The organism is Klebsiella sp. B345 (assembly GCF_051131735.1).
In the GTDB taxonomy this organism is placed as follows: domain Bacteria; phylum Pseudomonadota; class Gammaproteobacteria; order Enterobacterales; family Enterobacteriaceae; genus Klebsiella.
In genome coordinates this window covers 191,000-212,887 of sequence record NZ_CP180443.1, presented here as the reverse complement: position 1 = coordinate 212,887, position 21,888 = coordinate 191,000, and the positions used below count along the sequence as shown (strand labels likewise).

The following is a 21,888-nucleotide window of genomic DNA, read 5'->3' as shown; positions in this document are numbered from 1 at the left end:
GCCTGCTCGACATTGCTTCCTTGACGCAAAGTCATGGCTTTGCGTTATTTTCAAATGCGAATAGTAATCATTATTTCAGGTAAAGTGGAGCGCTATTTCTACATCCACGACGCGAAAATAGCCATTCGGTGCCATTATTTAACTAAAATGCCGTTAATAATTTTCAAAAAATTACAAAAGGATTAACATGTGCACATATGTTCCGTTTGGTTCGTTTTACGAGTAGCTGTCATGAAAATCCTTTCCGTGCGCACGGTTGCGCTTCCTGCCCTTCTGTTACCTCTCTTTGCCTTGGCCGAGAGCGACGAGCAAACCATGGTCGTGACCGCCGCGCCTACCACGGTGTCCGAACTTGATACCCCCGCCGCCGTCAGCGTGGTCAACGGGGATGAAATGCGCCAGGCCGCCCCGCGGGTGAACCTGTCCGAGTCGCTGGGTGCGGTGCCGGGGCTGCAGGTGCAGAACCGGCAGAACTACGCCCAGGATCTGCAATTGTCGATTCGCGGTTTTGGTTCCCGCTCCACCTATGGCGTGCGCGGGCTGCGCATATACGTTGACGGTATTCCCGCCACCATGCCCGACGGCCAGGGGCAAACCTCGAATATTGATATTGGCAGCGTGGAGAGCCTTGAAGTCCTGCGCGGCCCTTTCTCTGCCCTGTACGGTAACTCCTCCGGCGGGGTGATCAATGTCTCGACCCAGACCGGCAGCCACCCGCCGACCATCGAAGCCAGCAGTTATTACGGCAGTTTCGGGACCTGGCACTACGGCCTGAAGGCCACCGGGGCCGTCGGCGACGGAACCCACGCCGGTGACGTCGATTACACCGTGTCGACCAACCGCTTCACTACCCACGGCTATCGCGACCACAGCGGCGCGCGCAAAAATCTGGCCAATGCCAAACTGGGCGTACGCATCAATGACGTCAGTAAACTGACCCTGCTGTTTAACAGCGTGGATATTAAAGCCAATGATGCCGGTGGGCTGAGCTACGATGAGTGGCAGAGCAATCCGCGCCAGTCGCCTCGCGGCGATCAGTACAATACCCGCAAGTCGACGAAGCAAACCCAGGCGGGGCTGCGCTACGAAAGAGCGCTCAGCGAACAGGACGACCTGAGCGTCATGATGTACGCCGGAGAGCGCGAGACCACGCAATATCAGTCGATTCCCCGGGCACCGCAGCTTAACCCCGCTCATGCGGGTGGAGTTATCGATCTGACGCGCCATTATCAAGGCGTTGATACCCGCTGGACCCACCGCGGCGAACTGTTGGTGCCGGTCACCTTCACCACCGGGCTCGACTATGAAAACATGAGCGAGCGCCGCAAAGGATACGAAAACTATGTGATGGTCAACGGTGCACCGCAGTACGGTGAAGAAGGCAGCCTGCGTCGCAATGAACGTAATCTGATGTGGAACCTTGACCCTTATCTGCAGACCCAATGGCAGCTGACGGAGAAGCTCTCCCTCGATGCCGGGGTGCGCTACAGTTCGGTGTGGTTCGACTCCAACGATCAATACATTACGACTGGCAATGGTGATGACAGCGGCGAGGCCAGCTACCACAAATGGCTGCCGGCAGGCTCATTGAAGTACGCGGTGACCGATGCATGGAATGTCTATCTCTCTGCCGGACGCGGTTTTGAAACCCCGACCATTAACGAGCTCTCCTACCGTTCGGATAATCAGAGCGGCCTGAACTTCGGCCTGCAGCCTTCGACTAATGAAACCGTCGAAATTGGCAGCAAGACGCGGATCGGCAACGGCCTGTTTACCGCGGCCCTGTTCCAGACCAATACCGATAACGAGATTGTGGTGGATGCCAGCAGCGGCGGGCGTACCAGCTATAAGAACGCCGGTAAGACGCGGCGTCAGGGGATGGAACTGGGGCTGGATCAGCAGTTTGCTGAGAACTGGCGCCTGAAAGCCGCGTGGACGTGGCTGGACGCGACCTACCGGACCAACGTCTGTGACGACAGTAACTGCAACGGCAATCGCATTCCGGGCATCGCGCGCAATATGGGGTACGCCTCATTCGGCTATCAGCCGGAACGCGGCTGGTACGCCGGTAGTGATATCCGCTATATGAGCGATATTATGGCCAACGATGAGAACACCGCCAAAGCACCGTCGTGGACGGTAGTCGGTCTCACCACTGGTTATAAATGGAGCTACGGCAAGATGGATATGGATCTGTTTGGCCGCATCGACAACCTGTTCGACCGCAGTTACGTCGGTTCGGTTATCGTCAACGAGTCCAACGGCCGCTATTACGAGCCAGCACCGGGGCGTAACTACGGCGTCGGCCTGAACCTCGCCTGGCGATTTGAGTAACGCCTTTTGTCACCGGGTGAAGTACCCGCGCCGATACCCATAAAAAACCCGGATAGCTATGCGCTATCCGGGTGATGGTTATCGTGGTTCAGTGAAGCCTGGCGCGAAATTAATCGTCAGGGGAAACGCGGACCACCACTTTACCGAAGTTCTTGCCCTTCAGCAGGCCGATTAGCGCCTCAGGTGCACGCTCCAGCTCATCAATTAGCTGTTCGCGATATTTGATTTTGCCTTCCTGCACCCAGCGCCCCATTTCAGACTGAAACTCGGCAATTCGATGGCCGTAGTCCTGACCGATGATAAAACCCTGCATGCGGATGCGTTTTTTCAGCAGCGTCCCCATCAGCAGCGGCAGGCGATCCGGCCCCTCCGGCAGGCTGGTGGCATTATAGCCGCTGACCAGCCCGCAGACCGGCACCCGCGCCGAGGTATTAAGCAGCGGCAGGACGGCATCAAAGACCTTACCACCGACGTTTTCATAATAGATATCAATCCCCTGCGGGCAGGCCGCCGCCAACTGCGCGGCGAAATCATCCGCATAATGGTCGAGGCAAACATCAAACCCGAGCGTCTCTACCGCGTAGCGGCATTTCTCGCTGCCTCCGGCAACCCCCACAGTACGGCAGCCTTTGAGTTTGGCAATCTGTCCGACAGTCGCGCCTACCGGCCCGGTCGCGGCAGCCACCACCAGCGTTTCACCGGCTTTCGGCTGACCAATATCCAGCAGGCCCATATAGGCGGTAAACCCAGGCATTCCCAGTACTCCAAGCGCCCAGGAAGGATGCTGCGGATCCGTGCCCAGCTTCACCAGCCCGCTGCCGTCGGAAAGCTCATAATCTTGCCAGCCGCTGTAGCCCAGCACCCATTCGCCAGCTTTAAAATCGGCATGATGGGAGACTTCAACCCGGCTCACCGTGCCGCCGACCATCACCGCGCCAATCTCCACCGGCGGCGAGTAGGATGGCGCATCGCTCATCCGGCCACGCATATAGGGATCCAATGAGAGATACACCGTGCGCAACAGCAACTGACCCGGGCCTGGGGTCGGCACATCGCCCTCTTCCAGACGGAAATTATCCCCGGTCGGCTCGCCGTGTGGGCGGGAAGCCAACACCAGTCGACGATGACGCTGTGGATGAAAAGCCATAGCAAACTCCTCCAGTTAAAAGCCTGTACCAAGGCTAGTCGCAATTGACGCCACGCACATTGGCATTATGAGGCAGATTGATTTAACCGCACCACCAGGTAGGTGCACGATGCGCTGGATTCATTGATAAACCGGCAGTCGTTTGGCGGCCCCAGTTCAAGACAGTCTCCGGCCCGCATTTCATGCCGGGTGGCGCCTTCGACAAACACCAGCTCACCCTGCTGCAGCCAGATAAGCTGACGCGCCAGCACATATGACGATGCCGGCATCGGGACATCGCTGCCCGCAGGCAGTTCTACCTGCACCAAATCGATCGGCAGATCGCTGCGCGGAGAGACGTGGCGCCGCAGATAGTGGCTTTGCGGATCGCGCCAGACCGGCTGCTGGGCAAAACGTAACAGTTTCCCTTCCTGCATCTCGGCCCTGGCGATCAGGGTGGACATACTGATGCCAAAGGCACCGGAAAGCCGCCCGAGCATCGAGGCCGTAGGGCTGCTTTCGCCGCGTTCGATCTTGTGGATCATCGCGCGAGAGGCACCGGCGCGCTCGGCCAGGTCGCTCAGGGACCAGCCGCGAGATTCGCGTTCGATGCGTATGCGTGCGCTAATGCGCTGATTCATATTGTCTTCAATAGTATTCATAGCGTAGTACTATAGTGTATGAATCGTCCTGCAACAAGGAGATGGCCCGCAAATCCACACTTTGCTCAACACCGCAGAATGCCTCGCATAACAGCTAATAATAAATTTTTCGCTAAAACAGATGACAGCGTTACGTACATTATTGTAATAATATCGTACTACTATAGTGAACGATTACTGAGGTCTGCTATGTCCATTCGCCATGCCTGTAAAGAAGATTGCGCCGCTATCGCCGAAATCTACAACCACGCGGTCCTGCACACCGCCGCTATCTGGAATGACAAAACCGTCGATACCCATAACCGCCTCGCGTGGTTTGAAGCCCGACAACTGGCCGGTTTTCCAATACTGGTCAGCGAAGAGAATGGCGTTGTTACCGGTTACTCCTCGTTTGGCGACTGGCGCGCTTTTGACGGTTTTCGTCATACCGTCGAGCATTCGGTCTATGTGCACCCCGATCATCAGGGTAAAGGGCTGGGACGCGCCCTGCTGGTGGCGCTGATTAACGAAGCTCGTCGGCTCAATAAACATGTGATGGTAGCCGGGATCGAAGCACAAAATCAGGCCTCGCTGCATCTCCATGAAACACTGGGGTTTGTCACTACCGGGCAAATGCCACAGGTCGGCACTAAGTTTGGCCGCTGGTTGGATCTAACCTTTATGCAGCTACAGCTTGACGATCGCCGCGATCCGGATGGCCGTGCATGAACCAGTCGTTGACCCTCGCCTGCCTGATTGCCGCGGGCATTGGGCTGGTGGTGCAGAATACCCTGATGGTACGCATCACCCAGTCCGCGTCGACTATCCTGATTGCCATGCTGCTTAACTCGCTGGTCGGGATTGTTATTTTCGTGACCATTCTGATGCTGCGCCACGGGGCGGCAGGATTTCAGGAGCTGGCGGTCAGCATCAAATGGTGGACCTTGATTCCGGGCCTGCTGGGGTCGTTTTTTGTCTTCGCCAGTATCAGCGGCTACCAAAACGTTGGCGCGGCCACCACCATTGCGGTGCTGATTGCCAGCCAACTGGTGGGCGGATTAATCATCGATCTTATTCGTGCGCACGGGGTGCCATGGCGGGCGTTGCTGGGGCCGGTCTGCGGTGCGGTGATGCTGGTGGCAGGCGCCTGGCTGGTAGCCAGACGCCAGTTCTGAGGCGGTCGGTCAGAGAATAGCGCCACCCTTATTTAACTGCTCGCGGCGCGTCTCCTGCTCTTCATGGTGCTGACGCCCATGATGCGCAATGGTGGTGCGCAACCGCTGCTGCTGGGTGAAACGCTCGTCGCGGCCCAGCTCAGCGTCATCGCTAAGGGCGATCAGCAGTTCATTCATATGGGTAATTACCCCTTCGGCAATCGCCGCGTCCACGCGGGCGATAACGTCATCCAGATGCGCCATTCTGTTCTCCTTTCGCTTTAATTCAGTTTTACTTTAGAAAAATCGCTGCCCATCAGGCTTACGCTGTAGCCAGTGACGTTGCTGCGCGTGGCGTAGAAGGTCTTTCCGGTAGCCAGAGTTATCCAGGGAGCCTGCTGGTAAAAGATCTCCTGCGCCTGGCCATACAGTGCGGCGCGCTGCTGCGGGTCGCTGACCAGAATCGCTTTTTTCACCAGCGCGTCATAGGACTTATCACACCAGCGGGCAACGTTAGAGCCGGTCTTAATATTATCACAGCTCAACAGGGTACCGGCAAAGTTGTCCGGGTCGCCGTTGTCCGACATCCAGCCAAACAGCGCGCTGTCGTGCTCCCCTTTGCGCATGCCAGAGAGATATTCACCCCATTCATAGGTCACGATGTTGGCCTTGATACCCACTTTGCTCCAGTCGCTCTGGATCATTTCAGCAATGCGCCGCGAATTGGGGTTGTACGGCCGTTGTACCGGCATTGACCACAGGGTCACTTCAGCCCCTTTTTCCAGCCCCGCCTGTTTCAGCAGTGCTTTAGCCTTTTGCGGATCGTAATCGTAATCCGGCAGATCTTTCTTATAGCCGAGCATGTTTGCCGGCAGCGGTGATTTGGCGACGGCGCCGGAATCTAAAAATACCGCGCGGACGATCGCCTGTTTGTCGGTGGCGTAATTCAGCGCCTGACGCACCAGCACGTTATCAAACGGTTTTTTCTCGGTATTAAATGCCAGATAGCCGACGTTGAGTGCTTCAACCGAATGTAGCGCCAGATCTTTATTCCCTTTAATGACCGGGAACTGAACCGGCGACGGCGCCGGGATAATCTGACACTCGTTGGTTTGCAGCTTCGCCAGACGTGTCTCGACGTTCGGGGTAATGGAGAAGATCAGGTGTTTTGTCGGCACCTCGCCGTCCCAGTAATGCGGGTTGGCAATATAGCGAATCAGCGAGTCAACTTTATATTGCTGCAACGCGTAAGGCCCGGTGCCAATAGGCCAGGTATCGACGTACTCCGGCGTGCCTTTTTTCAGCATGGCGTCACCATATTCCGCCGAAAGAATTGAGGCAAAATCCATCCCCCAGTCGGCGAGGAAGGCGGCATTTGGCTCCGTCAGCACAAACTGGACGTGGTAGTCGTCCAGTTTTTTCACCTCTTTAATCAGCTTATCCAGCCCGACGTCGTGGAAATATTCATACTGCCCCTGCGACACGTTGTGGTACGGATGTTTGGCATCCTGCTGGCGCAGAACGGAGAACAGCACATCATCGGCGTTAAAATCACGGGTCGGCGTGAAGTATTTGTTGCTGTTGAACTTCACGCCTTGACGCAGGGTGAAGGTCCAGGTTTTGCCATCAGGAGAAACGGTCCACGCGGTCGCCAGCGATGGGACCGGCGTGTTTTTCAGCGGATCGAAGGTAATCAGGCGGTTATACAGCACCTGAGAGCTGGCAACAAAAGAGGGACCGGAGCTGGCAATTTGCGGGTTAAAGGATTCCGGTGAAGCTTCGGAGCAATAAACCAGCGTGTCGTTTCCGGCCGCCCATGCGGCACCCGCCGGTAGTAATGCGCTTAACGCCAGCGCAAGTAACGTTTTCCCTGTAGACATGGTTATAAACCTTATCAATTTGTTATATGTGCACTAATAACAGCACAGCAGGATTCAACCGGCAAATAATCAATTAGCATCAGGTTATGCGCAAACGGGTGTTTTCGTTGATTTATTCAGCATCCCGTCCCTCTGGCTCGCAGAAGTTGTGAACTGCCTACAAAACCAGGAAAAAAACGTGCGATAACCGCCCTGCTTTCACCGCACGCCTGTGCCACCCGGTACACTCGGGAAACCGCAGACCAGTGAGGCTTCCCATGACAATAACCTGCAAGCTATACACCAACGGCCAATGGCACGATGCCGAAGGCCAGGCCACCTTCAGCCGCCACCATCCGCTGAGCGAAGAGGCGGCTTCCGTTGCCTCTGCGGCAAGCCTTGCCGACGCCCGACGCAGCGTCGAGGCCGCAGCGGTGGCCTTCCCGCAATGGCGTGATACGGCCCCCGTAGAACGGCGCCGCCTGCTGCTGGAAGCGGCGGAACAGTTGCTGCTACGTGAGGCGAAGTTTATCGCCGCCATGGCGGCAGAAACCGGCGCCACGGCCCACTGGGCCGGTTTTAACGTCCATCTGGCGGCCGATATTCTGCGTGAAGCAGCCGCCCTCACCACCCAAATCGAAGGCCAGGTTATTGCCTCGAACGTACCGGACAACCTTGCGATGGCGGTACGTCAAGGCGCTGGCGTGGTGCTGGGCATGGCGCCGTGGAATGCGCCGTTGATCCTCGCCACCCGCGCTATTGCCACGCCGCTGGCCTGCGGGAACACGGTGATCCTTAAAGGAGCAGAAATATCGCCCGCCAGCCAGGCGCTGATCGTCGACGCGCTGGCGGCAGCCGGGTTGCCGGCCGGGGTGGTGAACTATCTGACCTGCGCGCCGGCGGATGCCCCGGCGCTGGTCGAAGCGCTGATCGCCCACCCGGCGGTGCGCCGCGTCAACTTCACCGGTTCCACCGCGGTGGGCCGTATTATCGCCCGTACCTGCGGTCAGTATCTGAAGCCGGCGGTACTTGAACTGGGCGGCAAAGCCCCGCTGCTGGTGCTCGACGACGCCGACCTCGACCAGGCGGCGGCCGGGGCAATATTCGGGGCCTTTGCCAACGCTGGGCAGATCTGTATGTCGACCGAGCGGATCATCGTTGACGAGTCAATTGCCGAGGCGTTTATCGCACGATTAAGCCGCCGGGCGGCAACCCTGCCTGCCGGACTGATTGGCCCGGTTGTCGATATGAAAACCGTGGCGCGCTGTAATGCGCTGATTGACGATGCGCTGGCAAAAGGCGCGCGGCTGCTAACCGGCGGCAAGGCTGACTCGACACAGATGCACGCCACCCTGCTTGATGGCGTCACCCGCGAGATGCGCATCTGGCAGGAGGAATCCTTCGGGCCGGTGAAAGCGATAATTCGCGTCAGGAGTGAACAGGAGGCGTTGGACGTCGCTAACGAAAGCGAATACGGGCTCTCCTCTGCGGTCTACAGCCGTGACAGCGCCCGGGCGTGGAACGTGGCTCAGGCGCTGCAAACCGGTATCTGCCATATTAACGGCCCCACCGTGCACGATGAGGCCCAGATGCCGTTTGGCGGCTGTAAAGCTTCGGGCTACGGACGCTTCGGCGGCCGGGCGGGCATCGCTGAGTTTACCGAACTGCGCTGGATAACCCTGCAGACCCGCCCGCGCGAACTGCCGTTTTAATCATTATGGCTGCGTATGGTTAGCAAATTCCCATAAGCGGTTATAGGCCACATCATTCAGCTGACGTTCTGCGGCGATATTGCCGCGGAACGGTCGCGACGTGGTTGCGGCGGCGCCCCAGGGCGCAAGCTTATCGTAGCTGCCGTCAATGGTGCTGTGCGCAATGACCAACTGGCCATTAGCCGTGTTGCCCGGCAGATAGCCGGTCTTCCCCGCCCCTTGATCCCAGGCGCGCCCCAGCTTCGCTTTGAACTGCCCCTGATAACCGCTATCGCCGGTAAAGCGGCTGTTCAGCACCAGGAAACCGTAAGGGTTGTCCGGCAAGGTGTTGGGCGCCAGCACATAGGCTTCCGGCGAGTGACGCGTAGAGACGGTATGGAAATGCACCTGGTCAAACACCACATTTGCCCGGCCAAAGACGTAATCAACATCCCCTTCGACGTAGCTGTCTTTGATATAGACCCGGCTGATGCGATCGGTGACGGCGGCGTTACGTTGATCGCTGGTATTAAGGTAGAGGGTATCCTGACGCCCAAGCAGACGGACGTTCTCCAGTTGGACCCGGTCGCCATCGGTGCGCAATGCCACTCCCTGATGGGTTCCGCCATCCACGCTATCGAGCAAGCTGTTCACAACGCTGATATTCGCCAGGTGAAAATCGGCGCTTTGCGCCCACATCACCGCCGCGCAGTTGGTCCCTATCATCGGGGTGGTACGCTCGGCGCACAGCGCGTACTGATACCAGGCGGGATCTCCCGGACGGTACTGCTGCTGCGCGTTAACCACCTGACGATAGCGCTGCGGCGAGAATTGTGAATCCAGCGGCAGTTCGATTCTTACCGCTTCAGGATCGGCCCCGCTACCGTAAATGGTCACCGGCGGCGCATCGGCCGGAACGTACACCGTTTCCCGGTAGACGCCCGGTTCCACCCGAATGGTAATGCGCTGGCGATCCCCCGCCTGCTGGCGGATCGCCGCATTTAACGCCTGCTGAACGCTGGTGTACGGGGCACCGCTGTGGGCAACACGCCACGGTGTATCGCCTGCTTTCAGGACCTCCGCCGACGGCGTCCACGGGCCGTCAGGGGATGCTAATAAGCCACCGCGCGCAAAATAGTTCGCCTGGGTAAAGGTGCTCGCTTCTGCGGCGGTGAGTAACGGACGCGTTTCACTTCCACCTCCACTTTCACTTCCGCGTAGCGTCGGGGTTGAACATCCTTGCATAACGAATGACATGCTAAGCAACAGGGAGAGCGCAGGCATCGGGATCTTCGGCATTTATCGGGCACCATATATTATTGGAATTGATGACCAATAATAATGAAATGCCGTTCCTTTAATCATGCCGCGATCACGCTTTACGCTTCTGCTTCCACCCATGCGCAGAAACTGGCAACCCTGTCAGCCAACGCCGCGGGGTTTTCCCAGGCCATCGAATGCCCGGCATCTGGCACCGTCAGCAACGCAATCCCCTCGGCCTGGACGTCATTGGCTTCCTGCGCGGGTAATGACAGCTCACCGTAAATCAGGGCCTTGCGGCAGGTTAACTGTTGAAAACGGCTGAACCACGACGGTGCCACGCCGGCGACCAGGCTGCTGGCCCCGCGCCATACCGCCCAGGGTGCGCTGTTTTGCAGACATCCGGCCCAGGGAGAGGTCTCTGCTGCCAGCATCCCGGCATAACCGCTGGCGACAAATTCGGCCTCCGGTTGGGTGGCGATAGCCCGGCTGTACATTCCTCCCCCGGCATACAGATTAGGCTCCGCCACCAGCAGCGCCAGAATACGATCGCCAAGACACTCAGCTACTTCAATGGCGATGCTGCCGCCCATGCTATGGCCGTACAGATAGCAGCGGCTCAGTTGAAGATGTTCGAGCAGTTCAACCACCACCTGTGCCTGCTGGCTGGTGCTGTAGCTATACTGCGCAGGCTTATCGCTATAGCCGTATCCCGGCAGATCGATGAGTAGCGCCCGTCGCCCATGAAACGCCGGGTCGGTCACCACGCGTGGGTAATCGTAGGATGACGCGCAGCCCAGGCCATGAATAAAGACCACCGGTACACCGCGCCCAGGGAGATCGAGCCAGCGCACGGTCGCGCCAGCCAGTGAGGAGAAAAAGCCATTCATAACGTCGCTCCATCAGCATTAACTGTGTTTTTATACAGTTAAAATATGCCAATTGCCAGTGACTTTATAAGGTCAGAACAGTGAGACCAGCAGAGCCATAGGAAAACTAAATGGCCATGTGGCGCCGATCAACAATGCTGCCAGCAGGCGGATAAGTCGGCTTTCTTTGGTTAAAAACCAGCTTATTATTGCGCAGATACATCCCATAACTGCGTAAAAAACCAGCATTTTCTGGTATAGGGTCATTCTTATTCCTTCCCTGACAAGCCCATCAAGGTACCTGCTTTATATTCTCAAAGCGGTACAAGACAGTTCACAACACCACATAAAAACCACGGTATTTAACGCCCAATTCATCCTTGTCTGATAGCACTTCCTTTCACCTCGTACTATACCTGTAGAGGCTTACTCATAAAGGTGGCGTTATGGATGTTTCCAGCAAAACCGTAATTCTGATTAATGTCGGTGCAGCGTTTGCGCTTATCAGCCTGTTATCTGTTCGTTTTGGTTGGTTTTACTGATTTACTCAGCAAAGAAACCTAAAAAAGCAGCCTCTATGGGCTGCTTTTTTACGATTTTATCGCGGCTGTTTTATCAATACGGGTCTGAGACTGGGTCTGTTGCACAGCAATAACCCGGTTATAATCAGGGTCATATTTCGGTAGCAAATTAACTTTTTCGCTATCCCATTCCGCTGCAACGCAAATGGCTTCACTGGCCCCTTGCTGTTCACAACCCCGAATATGCTGTGCCGGTGAATAACCGTATAGCAGTGCCGTGGCGCAGGCCACCGACAGGAGAAATACTATCTTTTTCAAAACAAGTTCAACGTTAAAGTAACAAATTATGATAAATGGTCGCATGCGGGCGCGTACAAAGTCAAACCTCAAACGCTCTCTTTCCGCTACAGTAGCGGACCAGCCAGATATTTTTAACATTTCATCTACATTTTCTTTTTTTAACCAATGCCCAACCGCCCTCACTATTTTCTCTCGGCTAGCCATTTTCGATTAATTATGTAATGCGAATAATCTGTAAAATTTAATGACATTGTGCACTATTGATTTTTTTAGTTTAAAAGCAATAGCGTCAACATGATGCAATATGAAAATGGGTATGCGATTTCTAAATTACGCCACATTAACGTCATGGACGTTGGCACAAACTAATGGCAATGACAAATGTGAGGGTTATTGAGTGTCCATAACCGCCTGCGGCGCTCGCTGTTGATATAGTGATACAAATCATTACGATAAAAACCATACAAAGCAAAAAGTTAACACCACTTTGTTAATCAAGTGTTGTAATGAGAATAGCGCAAAATAGTATTTGCGTTATTCCACTTGTGAATTTATATTCGGATGCGTCTTTTTGCGTTTTCTTTATTGTTCATTTTATTTTGAGGTGGTCCATGTCAGGAATTATTGCGCTGGTAGCGGCGCTAATATTGCTGGTTCTTGCAGCGTACAATCTTTATTCATACATTCGCGATCGTCGTCACTCCAGTCTGCCGACAAAAAAACATAAACGCTAGCGTGAAATACCCACAACGTCATTATTGTCTCACGCCTGACGAACTCATATTGTCTCGTTCCCTTCAACCACAATAAATCAGAAAGTTATCCAAGAAGCTCTACTAATTGTTCGCGTCAGCACCCTTTCAGGGGACGCTATCACTGTAAAGCAGGTCTTCCTGAAGGGCAAAAAAAACCCTGCAGCATATGCAGGGTTCTTATACAGGTCGTAGTTCTGGCAACCTTGAATTGCGTTACGCGCCCCACCCGGCGCTTATCTCCGGCACTCACTCTGGCTTAGCTCTTGAAGGGGCATAAGAATCATCTCATATCTCTTCACATTTGTTTTAGCAATAACTGCCATTGTGATTATTAGCAAGCTAATGAGCGTAGTGTGTGATAGTCTCACTAATGACAAAATGTTGGCCCGGTAGTCTGTTGCGCGCCTTCAGCATCATTGCTCTCCCCTTTTTTGCAGTTCCAGTGACGTTGCTGGTTCTGGGTGCTTTCAGAAGAGAACGAACATGCCTTATCATAGGTAGGGTATTGATGGGTTCAGGCGTCGTTAACACGATCGTTGGCCACTTGCTGTAGCGCAGACCCGGCAGCATTCGCCGTCTGCAAACCATGGATAGTTAAGGTAATTAAATGAGTTTTGTCTGGTATATGACGCTGATCTGTATTCTGATGGCCTACCTGATGATGAGCGTCCTGCCGATGTAGCCTGTCTCATCTGCTGGCATGTCGTCACCCTCCTGCTCATGCACGGTAAACCAGAAAAGGATATCTTCGGAACTGACGGGTCTGTACCTAACCCGTCAGCCACTACCGCTTACGATCCTACGCCAAAATCCTGCAACAGTTCTGGCCCTATAAAGATTTGGGGGCATGAGCAGTGAACTTTCATAGGCATCTAACGTCTGACCGATGAACTCAACCAAAGCAGGTTTAATTTCATGAGATTTATTTTCCCGCTTCTTGCCATGATAGGCGTCTCTGGATGCGATGATGCCAGGCAATCCCCACCACCGTTTCCAAACGAACTGCATAGTAAATTCGAAAATCAAACAGGAACATGGCAACTCATTGATAAAAAGAAAGACCTCACCGGCGACGTCATTGAGGTTCTTTTATTTAATACCGCTGATGGTGAGGTGTGTAAGATAACCACCATATCTGATAAAGACAGGCCATCGGATACACCCCCAGTCCGTTGCTACTCTGTGAATGACCATGAAACAGACCGCACACCTCCTGCCGAGGATGACGATATAACGAATGATAAGGATCGGTAGGAAAAGATAATTAGCTATACCCCCACTGCGCAACAAGTCCCGCAACAGATTACCTGTCATTGATAAAAATGGCCCGCTAATGCGAGCCATAATGAACAAAACTATTCGCTTATCTAAATGCAGTGTTAACAGGAACCTCTGCATCAGGTTCATGCGTAATTCTGTTTCGGAGATCCCGGCGAATTATCTCAATAGACCAAAACCATACTAAGTGCCCCACTATCTCTGAAACGTTTTCATACCATGGAAGGTCGAAAAGAGGCGGAGTTAAGCCCATCAGCGGGAATGAAATCATATGGACAAACAGTTGCGCAAGTGCACCCGCTAGAAGCCCCTGCCATAACTTAATTTTAGGGAACACTTCAGCAACGACACAATACCCAACGGCGAACACAATGGAGAATATAATGTGCGTTACGCCCACCCAGTTAAATACATGCCCCGCAAAGGTATAGACCGCGGCATTAGGGTCTGCGAGCCCCAGCCAGTCGCGTAGAAAAATATATGGCGGGTTGAGGAAGTTCCTTGAGCAATCGATTTGTCCGGCAGCCCGAATTAATGATTCTGGCCCGCACGCACTCGTAAACATGTCCACTGGACTACGCGGAGGAAGGGGGACTTCAGCACCCCATTTTACAAATGCCGACACCACGCCCGAGATAAGCCCAATAAACAACGCAACACCATAACGCCGTCTGCGAGGTTCAGTCTGTACAAAAAAGTCTCTTACTGCCATAACGCCACCACTCATAAGGAATATTTACCGTTCCTTAATCTTCCTTAAGTTGGATGCGTATCATTTTGATTTAGATCAGTGTTTAGATTCCGCCTCCGAAAATTGTTTTCATAAACAAAAACCCGCCAGGTGCCTGACGGGTACTCTTTGCGGTTGATCTTGCGGCGCGATGTTAGCTTCAGTGCCCCACTTATGCCTCGTGATACAGCGGCTGAAATATCAATGCATCACATTACAGCCACTTATCACTTCATCAGTGTTTTATCATCACGTGACGCACCACCGTATAGTCTTCCAGACCATACATCGACATATCCTTGCCGTAGCCGGAGAGCTTCTGCCCGCCGTGCGGCATCTCGCTCACCAGCATAAAGTGGGTGTTTACCCAGGTGCAGCCGTACTGTAAACGCGCGCTCAGCCGGTGGGCTCTTCCCACATCCTGCGTCCACACCGATGAGGCAAGGCCATACTGCGAATCATTGGCCCATGCCAGAACCTGATCTTCATCGCTGAACGAGGTCACGCTAACCACCGGACCAAAGACTTCCCGCTGGACGATCGCATCTTCCTGTTTTGCCCCAGCCAGCAGCGTCGGCTGATAGAAGTAGCCTTTACCATCCACCTTGCTACCGCCCGTCACCACGTTAATGTGTGCCAGCCCGCGTGCCGCCTCAACGGCTGCGCTGACCCGCTCCAGATGGGCCAGCGAGCTGAGCGGCCCCAGTTCGGTTGCCGGGTCGTCCGGCTGGCCAACGTTGAGGCTGGCTACCGCGGCCCCCAGTTTCTCGACCAGACGATCATAAATGCCCTGCTGGGCGTAAATCCGACAGGCGGCCGTACAGTCCTGCCCGGCATTATAAAAACCGAAGGTGCGAACGCCTTCCACCACCGCGTCGATATCCGCGTCGTCGAAGACGATCACCGGCGCTTTACCGCCCAGCTCCATATGAGTGCGTTTTATCGACGCAGCGGTATGCCCAATAATATGCGCCCCGGTAGCGATCGAGCCGGTCAAGGACACCATCCGCACTTTCGGGTGCGCGGTTAGCGGGTCGCCCACGGTTTGTCCGCGGCCAAACAGCACGTTCAGCACGCCGGGCGGCAGAATATCTTTAGTCAGTTCCGCCAGTTTCAGCGCCGTTAATGGTGTGATTTCTGAAGGTTTGATCACCACGCAGTTGCCAGCGGCGAGCGCGGGCGCTAGTTTCCACGCCGCCATCATCAGCGGATAGTTCCACGGCGCGATAGAGGCAACGACACCAACCGGGTCGCGGCGGATCATCGAAGTATGTCCTTCGAGATATTCCCCGGCCGCCATCCCCGGCAAACAGCGGGCTGCACCGGCAAAAAAGCGGAACACATCGGCGACGGCGGGCAGCTCGTCGTTAATGACACAGTGCAGCGGTTTGCCGCAGTTTAAGGATTCCAGTTTTGCCAGGGTCTCGGCATGGTCGTCGATGGCATCCGCCAGCTTCAGCAGATATTCCGACCGGATCTTCGGTGTGGTCTGGCTCCAGCTGTCAAAAGCCCGGTCCGCCGCCTCAACTGCCGCATTGACCTGTGCTTCAGTCGCTTCGGCGATCTCGAGGATCACCTCGCCGCTGGCAGGATTGAATACCGGCACCATTTCGCCTTCACCTGCCACTAACTCACCGTTAATCAAAAGGTTATGTTGCATAGTATTATCCTGTACATGAGAATTATTTGCCGTTTTCAGCATGAGTATCGCCGTCACGGGTGAGCCACCAGGCCCCCAGAATAGGGATCATCGTCACCAGCATGACCAACAGCGCCACCACGTTGGTGATCGGCACATCGCGCGGGCGTCCCAGCTGATTGAGCAGCCACAGCGGCAACGTGCGCTCGTGACCGGCAGTAAAAGTGGTGACGATAATTTCATCAAACGATAAAGCAAACGCCAGCATGCCGCCTGCCAGTAACGCCGACCCCAGATTGGGGAGCACCACATAGCGAAAGGTCTGCCAGCCCGTTGCCCCTAAATCCATTGACGCCTCCACCAGGCTCCACGAGGTCCGGCGAAAGCGGGCAATCACATTGTTGAACACCACCACTACGCAAAACGTGGCATGCCCCACCACGATAGTCAGCAGGCCAGGTTCCAGGTTAACCGCCTTAAACGCCGTCAGCAGCGCGAGGCCGGTGATAATGCCCGGCAGCGCAATCGGCAGCAGCAGCAACAGCGACACGGCATTCTTGCCAAAAAAGGTGCTGCGCCACAGTGCTCCTGCAGCCAACGTGCCAAGTACCAGCGCGATGGCGGTAGACAATGCTGCAATTTTTAGTGACAACGTCACGGATTCGATAATATCGCTGCGCCCGGCGGCCTCGCTGAACCAGCGTAGCGTCAGCCCCTGCGGGGGAAAACTAAAGGCGGCATCTTCCGTATTGAAAGCGTACAGTGCGATGATCACTAGCGGGAAATGAAGGAATATCACCCCGCCCCAGGTGGCGATTTTCAGAAACAACGGTGCGCGTTCAGAGTGCATCAAACGCTCCCAGGCGTTTCACGAACGCCAGATACAGGGCAATCAGCACAATCGGCACGAGGGTAAAGGCGGCAGCCATCGGCATATTGCCTATTGCCCCTTGTTGTGAATAGACCATGTTGCCGATGAAAAAGCCCGGCGGCCCCACCAGCTGGGGCACGATAAAGTCCCCCAGCGTCAGCGAAAAGGTGAAAATCGAACCGGCGGCAATCCCGGGGATCGCCAGCGGCAGCACCACGTATCGGAAGGTCTGGCGCGGGCGGGCACCAAGATCGGCGGATGCCTGCAGTAAAGATGGAGGCAAACGCTCCAGCGCCGCCTGTACCGGCAGGATCATAAACGGCAGCCAGATATAGACGAACACCAGGAAACGCCCCAGACCGGAGGTCGATAACGTATTGCCCCCGATGGCCGGGATCGTAAGCACCATGTTCAGCAGCCCTTCCAGCCCCAGATGCCCGAGAAACCACTGTGCCACGCCATCTTTCGCCAGCAGCAGCGTCCAGGCGTAGGCTTTAACGATGTAACTCGCCCACATCGGCAGCATCACCGCGATGTAAAAGAAGGCTTTCATTTTGCCGTGAGTATAGCGGGCCATATACCACGACATCGGCAATGCCAGTACGGCGCTGGCAACGGTCACCGACAGGGCCATCACCAGGGTACGGATAATGATGTCGTAGTTTGCCGGGTTAAATAGCGCCTTGAGGTTCGCGAGGGTCAGGTCGCTGGTGACCGACATGGTGAAATCATCAAAGGTATAGAAGCTTTGCCACAGCAACGTCAGCAACGATCCCAGATAGACAATCCCGAACCACATCAGCGGCCCCAGCAGCAGCAAAAACAGGCCAAGGGACGGCTTGCGCCAGAACAGCCCGGAAAAGCGCCCTGAGGAGGGGCGCGGAATAACCATCGTCATATCAGCCTCCCCGTTCCAGCGGTACCATTGCCGCCCGCGACCACGAGGCCAGTACCGTTTGCCCGGTCTGCGGCACGCCGAGCGCCATGCTGCTATCGCTGTTCGCCTGGCTGACCAACAGCTTGCCGCCGCCTGCCAGCTTCAGTTCGATCCGCGTGGCGGCCCCCTGGTACTGTACCGCCTGCACCGTCCCCTCTACCTGCACTTCCCCTTCCCGGTTCAGGCAGATATGTTCCGGGCGCAGAGACCAGACGCCGCGCATCCCGCACAGACGCGAGGCCAGTTCAGTATCAAACACGTTGGCGGTGCCGACGAATCCGGCGACAAAAGCAGTTTTGGGGCGTAAATAGAGGTCGTGCGGTGCATCCACCTGCTCGATGCGCCCGTTGTTAAACACCGCCACCCGGTCAGACATCGACAGCGCTTCGCCCTGATCGTGGGTGACAAAAATAAAGGTAATCCCTAGCGCCTGCTGGAGCTTTTTCAGCTCCAGCTGCATCTGTTCACGCAGTTTTAAATCCAGCGCCCCCAGTGGCTCATCAAGCAGCAGGACCCGCGGCTCGTTGACCAGCGCCCGGGCAATCGCCACCCGCTGACGCTGGCCGCCGGAGAGTTGTGACGGCTTACGGGTATGGACGAACCCCAGGGCGACCTTTTCAAGCGCTTCCTGCGCACGAAAATGGCGCTCTTTTTTGCCGATCCCTTTCACCATCAGCCCGTAGGCAACGTTATCGAGGATGGTCATATGGGGAAACAGCGCATAGTCCTGGAAGACGGTGTTCACATCGCGCTGCCACGGCGGCAGTTCGCTGGCCTTGTGGCCAAAGATTGAAATCTCCCCACCGGAGAGCTGTTCGAAACCGGCGATCAGTCGCAAGCAAGTGGTTTTGCCGGAGCCTGACGGCCCCAGCATTGAGAAAAACTCGCCATCACGGATCCCCATGCTGACGCCATCCACCGCGCGAACATCGCCGTAGAAACGCGAGACGTTATGAAACTCTACTGCATAGGTCATGCTCAGCCTCCAGCCAGTCAAATACCGCCCATAATGGCGATATAATCCTGTGTCCAGCGGCTGTAAGGCACAAATTTGCCCCCTTCGGCAACCGGTGTTTTCCAGAAGGCGATTTTCGCAAACTCGTTGTAGCCATTGGTTTCACAGCCTTTATCCCCCAATAGCGTGCTGGCTTTGCAGCCCTGCGGTACCACCGGCAGCGAGCCAAACCAGGCCGCTACGTCGCCCTGCACCTTCGGCGTCAGCGACCAGTTCATCCATTTATAGGCGCACACCGGGTGTTTGGCGTCGCTGTGCAACATCGTGGTGTCCGCCCAGCCGGTTACCCCCTCTTTCGGGAAAACGGTAGCGATCGGCTGACCTTCACTTTTTAAACCATTGGCCTGATACGGCCAGGCGCTGGAGGCGACCACACCTTCGTTTTTAAAGTCGCTCATCTGCACGGTGGTGTCATGCCAGTAGCGGTGGATCAGTTTGCGTTGATCGCGCAGGACCTTGAGCACCGCCTGATATTGTTCTTCGGTTAACTGGTAGGGGTCAGTGATGCCCAGTTGCGGCTGCGTCGCTTTGACGAATAGCGCAGCATCGGCGATATAGATCGGCCCGTCGTAGGCCTGAACACGTCCGCTGTTGCTTTTACCGTCAGAGAGATTCTGTTTGACGAAGACCACGTTCCAGCTGTCTGGCGGGGTCGGGAAGACCCGGGTGTTGTACATCAGCAGGTTCGGCCCCCACTGATACGGCGTGCCGTAAACTTTACCGTCGACGTTAAACCAGGCGCCTTTTTCGACCCGTGGGTCAAGGGTTCGCCAGTTAGGGATTAGGGCGGTATTAATCGGCTGCACTCGCTTGCCCATAATCAGGCGCAGAGAGGCGTCACCGGAGGCGGTGACCAGGTCATAACCCCCTTTCGCCATCAGGCTGACCATTTCATCAGAGGTCGCGGCGGTTTTCACATTCACCTGGCAGCCGCTCTCTTTTTCAAACTGGGTCACCCAGTCATAGTTTTTGTCGGTCTGACCACGCTCGATATAACCCGGCCAGGCAATAATATCGAGCCGACCTTCTCCTTTATCCAGCGAAGCAGGTGGTTGCGCGGCCTGCACGGTCAGGCAGGCCATACCCAGTGCATAGAGGCTGCCACGGGCTATTTTTTTGCTCATTGGGTGTTACTCCTGTCACAATAAAATTAGCGGCAGCCATGCCGTAAAAATATCTCCCTTAATAACACTAGACGGCGCCCTGCTGCCTCCTGGAGAAATTTATTCAGGTTGTGACAAGGGACGCATTCCGTAAAAAGTCCGCGAATACTGGGAAACAATATGGATTATAGACAAGGAGTTAGGGACAGAATACGACTATGCATATTTCCTATGGCTGGTGCCGGTAAAATATTTACCGGCAGGCTTTGATAATATTATTTATACCCGTCGTCTTTCAAAACACAGGGGGTTGGCTGGGATTCAGCTCAGCAGCTCGCGAATAAGTTCACCGAGGCGTTTCACCCCTTGCTCTTCTCTTTCCCCCCATCCCCACGCGGTATTAAAACGGAAGAATGAGGCCCAGTTGGCGGTGGTGGAGAACATTTTCCCCGGCGCAATGCTGATATTATCCTGCAGCGCACGGGCGCTCAGTTCGCCGGCATCAGCGCCTTCCGGTAGCTCCAGCCACAGAAAATAACCGCTATCGCTATGATGAATTTTCACCTCAGCGGGTAAATGGCGCAGCAGCGCCTGCCAGGCCAGCTGTTTGCGTTCGGCAAGCTGGCGGCGCAGACGGCGAAGATGCGCGTCATAGCGCCGGGTGGAGAGATAATCCACCAGCGCCAACTGCATCGGCGAGCTGGTCGAGAGGGTACTCATGAGTTGCAACTGCTGAATCCGTCGGGCGTGTTTACCTGCGGCCACCCAGCCAATACGAAAGCCCGGCACCAGACATTTTGAAAACGAGCTGCAGTGCAGCGTCATCTCATTGTGGTCCCAGTATTTCGCCGGCAGCGGCTTTTCCCGGCCGAAATAGAGCTCGCTATAGACATCGTCTTCGATCAGCACCACGTTATAACGCGTCAGCAGCTCCACCAGTCGGGCTTTTTTCTCAGCGCTGAGGGTAAAGCCGAGCGGGTTTTGCCCGTTGGTCATCAACCAGCAGGCTTTGACCGGGTAGTTCTGCAGCGCCTGCTCCAGGGCGTCTAAATCGATGCCCTCTTTTACGTCCGTCGCCACCGACAGCGCTTTTAAGCGTAATCGCTCCAGCGCCTGCAATGCACCGTAGAAACAGGGGTTTTCCACTACCACCCAGTCGCCCGGCTCGGTCACCGCCTGCAGGCTGAGATTAAGCGCCTCCAGGGCGCCGGCGGTGATGACGATATCATCCGGCGAGATATTAATCCCCTGCAGGGCATAGCGGCGGGCGATCGCGTGGCGCAGTTCGCTATTTCCCGGCGGGAGGTTTTCAATGACGCTCATCGCCGTCGCCGTTTTACTCACCTGCGCCAGCGAGCGGTTAAGCTGCTGGAGCGGGAACAGGCGCGGGTCGGGAAAGGCCGAGGCAAACGGCAGCATCGAGGCCCGGCGGCTGGCCTGCAGCACCTCAAAAATGTAGGTATTGATATCCACCGCTTCGTCACGCGTCACCTGCGCAGGCGGTGCCGGCTGGCGCAGCTTGACCGGCTTTGGTGCCACATAGTAACCGGACTGCGGACGGGCAATAATCCGCCCCTGGCTTTCAAGCAGTTGGTAAGCATGGCTGACGGTCATAAAACTCATCCCGCTGCTGACCACCTGTTCACGCAGCGATGGCAGACGGTCGCCGGGTTGCCAGACGCCAAGTGCCATCTGTTCGGTTAACTGCTGCGCAAGCTGCTGGTATTTTTTCATGGCGTTGTCCGGGAGAGCTGAGGTGCCTGATAGTATATCAGCCATAAAAAAATAGTCGTTTATAAAAACTG

Annotated in this window: 22 protein-coding genes; 7 read left to right on the top strand and 15 right to left on the bottom strand. The window is 55.6% G+C overall.

The window, feature by feature from the left end; genetic code table 11:
• Window positions 1-231: 231 nt before the first annotated feature.
• A complete protein-coding gene (pqqU, locus tag ACMYSO_RS01030) occupies window positions 232-2,334 on the top strand; it encodes a TonB-dependent receptor PqqU (RefSeq protein WP_434668835.1) in 2,103 nt (700 codons plus the stop codon).
• A gap of 109 nt (window positions 2,335-2,443) precedes the next feature.
• On the opposite strand, the gene ACMYSO_RS01025 is transcribed toward pqqU, so the two are convergent.
• Window positions 2,444-3,481 carry an NADP-dependent oxidoreductase gene (locus tag ACMYSO_RS01025; RefSeq protein WP_434668834.1) on the bottom strand — a complete coding sequence of 346 codons (1,038 nt, stop codon included), beginning with the start codon at window positions 3,479-3,481 and terminating at the stop codon, window positions 2,444-2,446.
• Window positions 3,482-3,546: 65 nt separating this feature from the next.
• Window positions 3,547-4,122, bottom strand: coding sequence for a helix-turn-helix domain-containing protein (locus ACMYSO_RS01020; protein ID WP_434584956.1), 576 nt, complete (start codon window positions 4,120-4,122; stop codon window positions 3,547-3,549).
• 189 nt (window positions 4,123-4,311) lie between these two features.
• On the opposite strand from ACMYSO_RS01020, the gene ACMYSO_RS01015 reads away from it, so the two are divergent.
• Both ACMYSO_RS01015 and ACMYSO_RS01010 read left to right on the top strand, forming a co-directional pair.
• Window positions 4,312-4,830, top strand: a complete 519-nt coding sequence (locus ACMYSO_RS01015) for a GNAT family N-acetyltransferase (protein ID WP_434668833.1) — start codon at window positions 4,312-4,314, stop codon at window positions 4,828-4,830.
• Window positions 4,827-5,276 carry a DMT family transporter gene (locus ACMYSO_RS01010; protein WP_434668832.1) on the top strand — a complete coding sequence of 150 codons (450 nt, stop codon included), beginning with the start codon at window positions 4,827-4,829 and terminating at the stop codon, window positions 5,274-5,276. Before ACMYSO_RS01015 ends, ACMYSO_RS01010 begins: the two co-directional genes overlap by 4 nt.
• 9 nt (window positions 5,277-5,285) lie before the next feature.
• On the opposite strand, the gene ACMYSO_RS01005 is transcribed toward ACMYSO_RS01010, so the two are convergent.
• Window positions 5,286-5,519 (bottom strand): YdcY family protein, encoded by a 234-nt coding sequence (locus ACMYSO_RS01005; protein ID WP_434668831.1) that lies wholly within the window; start codon window positions 5,517-5,519, stop codon window positions 5,286-5,288.
• Between the two features lie 17 nt (window positions 5,520-5,536).
• Window positions 5,537-7,135: an ABC transporter substrate-binding protein gene (locus tag ACMYSO_RS01000; RefSeq protein WP_434668830.1), complete on the bottom strand. Its 1,599-nt coding sequence runs from the start codon at window positions 7,133-7,135 to the stop codon at window positions 5,537-5,539.
• Window positions 7,136-7,392: 257 nt separating this feature from the next.
• Here ACMYSO_RS01000 and ACMYSO_RS00995 point away from each other — a divergent pair, with 257 nt between their 5' ends.
• The gene (locus ACMYSO_RS00995) at window positions 7,393-8,826 is read left to right on the top strand and encodes an aldehyde dehydrogenase family protein (protein WP_434668829.1); all 1,434 of its coding nucleotides are present in this window, start codon (window positions 7,393-7,395) and stop codon (window positions 8,824-8,826) included.
• Window positions 8,827-8,829: 3 nt separating this feature from the next.
• On the opposite strand, the gene ACMYSO_RS00990 is transcribed toward ACMYSO_RS00995, so the two are convergent.
• From ACMYSO_RS00990 to ACMYSO_RS00980, 3 genes are all read right to left on the bottom strand, one after another.
• Window positions 8,830-10,104, bottom strand: coding sequence for a putative acyl-CoA thioester hydrolase (locus ACMYSO_RS00990; RefSeq protein WP_434668828.1), 1,275 nt, complete (start codon window positions 10,102-10,104; stop codon window positions 8,830-8,832).
• A gap of 80 nt (window positions 10,105-10,184) precedes the next feature.
• Window positions 10,185-10,955 (bottom strand): alpha/beta fold hydrolase, encoded by a 771-nt coding sequence (locus ACMYSO_RS00985; RefSeq protein WP_434668827.1) that lies wholly within the window; start codon window positions 10,953-10,955, stop codon window positions 10,185-10,187.
• A gap of 72 nt (window positions 10,956-11,027) precedes the next feature.
• Window positions 11,028-11,201, bottom strand: coding sequence for a GhoT/OrtT family toxin (locus ACMYSO_RS00980; protein WP_004861568.1), 174 nt, complete (start codon window positions 11,199-11,201; stop codon window positions 11,028-11,030).
• Between the two features lie 179 nt (window positions 11,202-11,380).
• Here ACMYSO_RS00980 and yncL point away from each other — a divergent pair, with 179 nt between their 5' ends.
• A complete protein-coding gene (gene yncL, locus ACMYSO_RS00975) occupies window positions 11,381-11,476 on the top strand; it encodes a stress response membrane protein YncL (protein WP_071844919.1) in 96 nt (31 codons plus the stop codon).
• A 48-nt stretch (window positions 11,477-11,524) separates the two neighbouring features.
• Here the strand turns inward: yncL and ACMYSO_RS00970 are convergent, their stop codons facing one another.
• On the bottom strand, window positions 11,525-11,773 hold the full coding sequence (locus ACMYSO_RS00970) for a hypothetical protein (protein WP_434670879.1): 249 nt from the start codon (window positions 11,771-11,773) through the stop codon (window positions 11,525-11,527).
• Between the two features lie 593 nt (window positions 11,774-12,366).
• Between ACMYSO_RS00970 and ACMYSO_RS00965 the strand changes: the two genes are divergently transcribed.
• Both ACMYSO_RS00965 and ACMYSO_RS00960 read left to right on the top strand, forming a co-directional pair.
• Entirely contained in the window at window positions 12,367-12,489 is a 123-nt protein-coding gene (locus ACMYSO_RS00965) for a small membrane protein (protein ID WP_434668826.1), read from the top strand.
• A 936-nt stretch (window positions 12,490-13,425) separates the two neighbouring features.
• On the top strand, window positions 13,426-13,764 hold the full coding sequence (locus ACMYSO_RS00960) for a hypothetical protein (RefSeq protein WP_434668825.1): 339 nt from the start codon (window positions 13,426-13,428) through the stop codon (window positions 13,762-13,764).
• Window positions 13,765-13,873: 109 nt separating this feature from the next.
• On the opposite strand, the gene ACMYSO_RS00955 is transcribed toward ACMYSO_RS00960, so the two are convergent.
• The 7 genes from ACMYSO_RS00955 to ACMYSO_RS00925 form a co-directional block, all read right to left on the bottom strand.
• Window positions 13,874-14,500 (bottom strand): YagU family protein, encoded by a 627-nt coding sequence (locus ACMYSO_RS00955; protein ID WP_434668824.1) that lies wholly within the window; start codon window positions 14,498-14,500, stop codon window positions 13,874-13,876.
• A 253-nt stretch (window positions 14,501-14,753) separates the two neighbouring features.
• Window positions 14,754-16,178, bottom strand: a complete 1,425-nt coding sequence (gene patD / locus ACMYSO_RS00950; protein WP_434668823.1) for an aminobutyraldehyde dehydrogenase — start codon at window positions 16,176-16,178, stop codon at window positions 14,754-14,756.
• A 22-nt stretch (window positions 16,179-16,200) separates the two neighbouring features.
• Window positions 16,201-17,007: an ABC transporter permease gene (locus ACMYSO_RS00945; protein WP_434668822.1), complete on the bottom strand. Its 807-nt coding sequence runs from the start codon at window positions 17,005-17,007 to the stop codon at window positions 16,201-16,203.
• The gene (locus tag ACMYSO_RS00940; RefSeq protein ID WP_434668821.1) at window positions 16,997-17,926 is read right to left on the bottom strand and encodes an ABC transporter permease; all 930 of its coding nucleotides are present in this window, start codon (window positions 17,924-17,926) and stop codon (window positions 16,997-16,999) included. The genes ACMYSO_RS00945 and ACMYSO_RS00940 overlap by 11 nt, the downstream gene beginning before the upstream one ends.
• 1 nt (window position 17,927) lies before the next feature.
• Window positions 17,928-18,941, bottom strand: a complete 1,014-nt coding sequence (locus tag ACMYSO_RS00935) for an ABC transporter ATP-binding protein (protein ID WP_434668820.1) — start codon at window positions 18,939-18,941, stop codon at window positions 17,928-17,930.
• 17 nt (window positions 18,942-18,958) lie between these two features.
• Complete coding sequence (ydcS, locus tag ACMYSO_RS00930) at window positions 18,959-20,104, bottom strand: putative ABC transporter substrate-binding protein YdcS (RefSeq protein ID WP_434668819.1); 1,146 nt, start codon at window positions 20,102-20,104, stop codon at window positions 18,959-18,961.
• Between the two features lie 300 nt (window positions 20,105-20,404).
• A complete protein-coding gene (locus ACMYSO_RS00925) occupies window positions 20,405-21,817 on the bottom strand; it encodes a PLP-dependent aminotransferase family protein (RefSeq protein WP_434668818.1) in 1,413 nt (470 codons plus the stop codon).
• Between the last annotated feature and the right edge of the window lie 71 nt (window positions 21,818-21,888).

Coding starts and splice junctions, on each gene's coding strand:
- pqqU (WP_434668835.1), top strand. CDS start 232: ATGAAAATCCTTTCCGTGCGCACGGTTGCGCTTCCTGCCCTTCTGTTA.
- ACMYSO_RS01025 (WP_434668834.1), bottom strand. CDS start 3,481: ATGGCTTTTCATCCACAGCGTCATCGTCGACTGGTGTTGGCTTCCCGC.
- ACMYSO_RS01020 (WP_434584956.1), bottom strand. CDS start 4,122: ATGAATACTATTGAAGACAATATGAATCAGCGCATTAGCGCACGCATA.
- ACMYSO_RS01015 (WP_434668833.1), top strand. CDS start 4,312: ATGTCCATTCGCCATGCCTGTAAAGAAGATTGCGCCGCTATCGCCGAA.
- ACMYSO_RS01010 (WP_434668832.1), top strand. CDS start 4,827: ATGAACCAGTCGTTGACCCTCGCCTGCCTGATTGCCGCGGGCATTGGG.
- ACMYSO_RS01005 (WP_434668831.1), bottom strand. CDS start 5,519: ATGGCGCATCTGGATGACGTTATCGCCCGCGTGGACGCGGCGATTGCC.
- ACMYSO_RS01000 (WP_434668830.1), bottom strand. CDS start 7,135: ATGTCTACAGGGAAAACGTTACTTGCGCTGGCGTTAAGCGCATTACTA.
- ACMYSO_RS00995 (WP_434668829.1), top strand. CDS start 7,393: ATGACAATAACCTGCAAGCTATACACCAACGGCCAATGGCACGATGCC.
- ACMYSO_RS00990 (WP_434668828.1), bottom strand. CDS start 10,104: ATGCCGAAGATCCCGATGCCTGCGCTCTCCCTGTTGCTTAGCATGTCA.
- ACMYSO_RS00985 (WP_434668827.1), bottom strand. CDS start 10,955: ATGAATGGCTTTTTCTCCTCACTGGCTGGCGCGACCGTGCGCTGGCTC.
- ACMYSO_RS00980 (WP_004861568.1), bottom strand. CDS start 11,201: ATGACCCTATACCAGAAAATGCTGGTTTTTTACGCAGTTATGGGATGT.
- yncL (WP_071844919.1), top strand. CDS start 11,381: ATGGATGTTTCCAGCAAAACCGTAATTCTGATTAATGTCGGTGCAGCG.
- ACMYSO_RS00965 (WP_434668826.1), top strand. CDS start 12,367: ATGTCAGGAATTATTGCGCTGGTAGCGGCGCTAATATTGCTGGTTCTT.
- ACMYSO_RS00960 (WP_434668825.1), top strand. CDS start 13,426: ATGAGATTTATTTTCCCGCTTCTTGCCATGATAGGCGTCTCTGGATGC.
- ACMYSO_RS00955 (WP_434668824.1), bottom strand. CDS start 14,500: ATGGCAGTAAGAGACTTTTTTGTACAGACTGAACCTCGCAGACGGCGT.
- patD (WP_434668823.1), bottom strand. CDS start 16,178: ATGCAACATAACCTTTTGATTAACGGTGAGTTAGTGGCAGGTGAAGGC.
- ACMYSO_RS00945 (WP_434668822.1), bottom strand. CDS start 17,007: ATGCACTCTGAACGCGCACCGTTGTTTCTGAAAATCGCCACCTGGGGC.
- ACMYSO_RS00940 (WP_434668821.1), bottom strand. CDS start 17,926: ATGACGATGGTTATTCCGCGCCCCTCCTCAGGGCGCTTTTCCGGGCTG.
- ACMYSO_RS00935 (WP_434668820.1), bottom strand. CDS start 18,941: ATGACCTATGCAGTAGAGTTTCATAACGTCTCGCGTTTCTACGGCGAT.
- ydcS (WP_434668819.1), bottom strand. CDS start 20,104: ATGAGCAAAAAAATAGCCCGTGGCAGCCTCTATGCACTGGGTATGGCC.
- ACMYSO_RS00925 (WP_434668818.1), bottom strand. CDS start 21,817: ATGAAAAAATACCAGCAGCTTGCGCAGCAGTTAACCGAACAGATGGCA.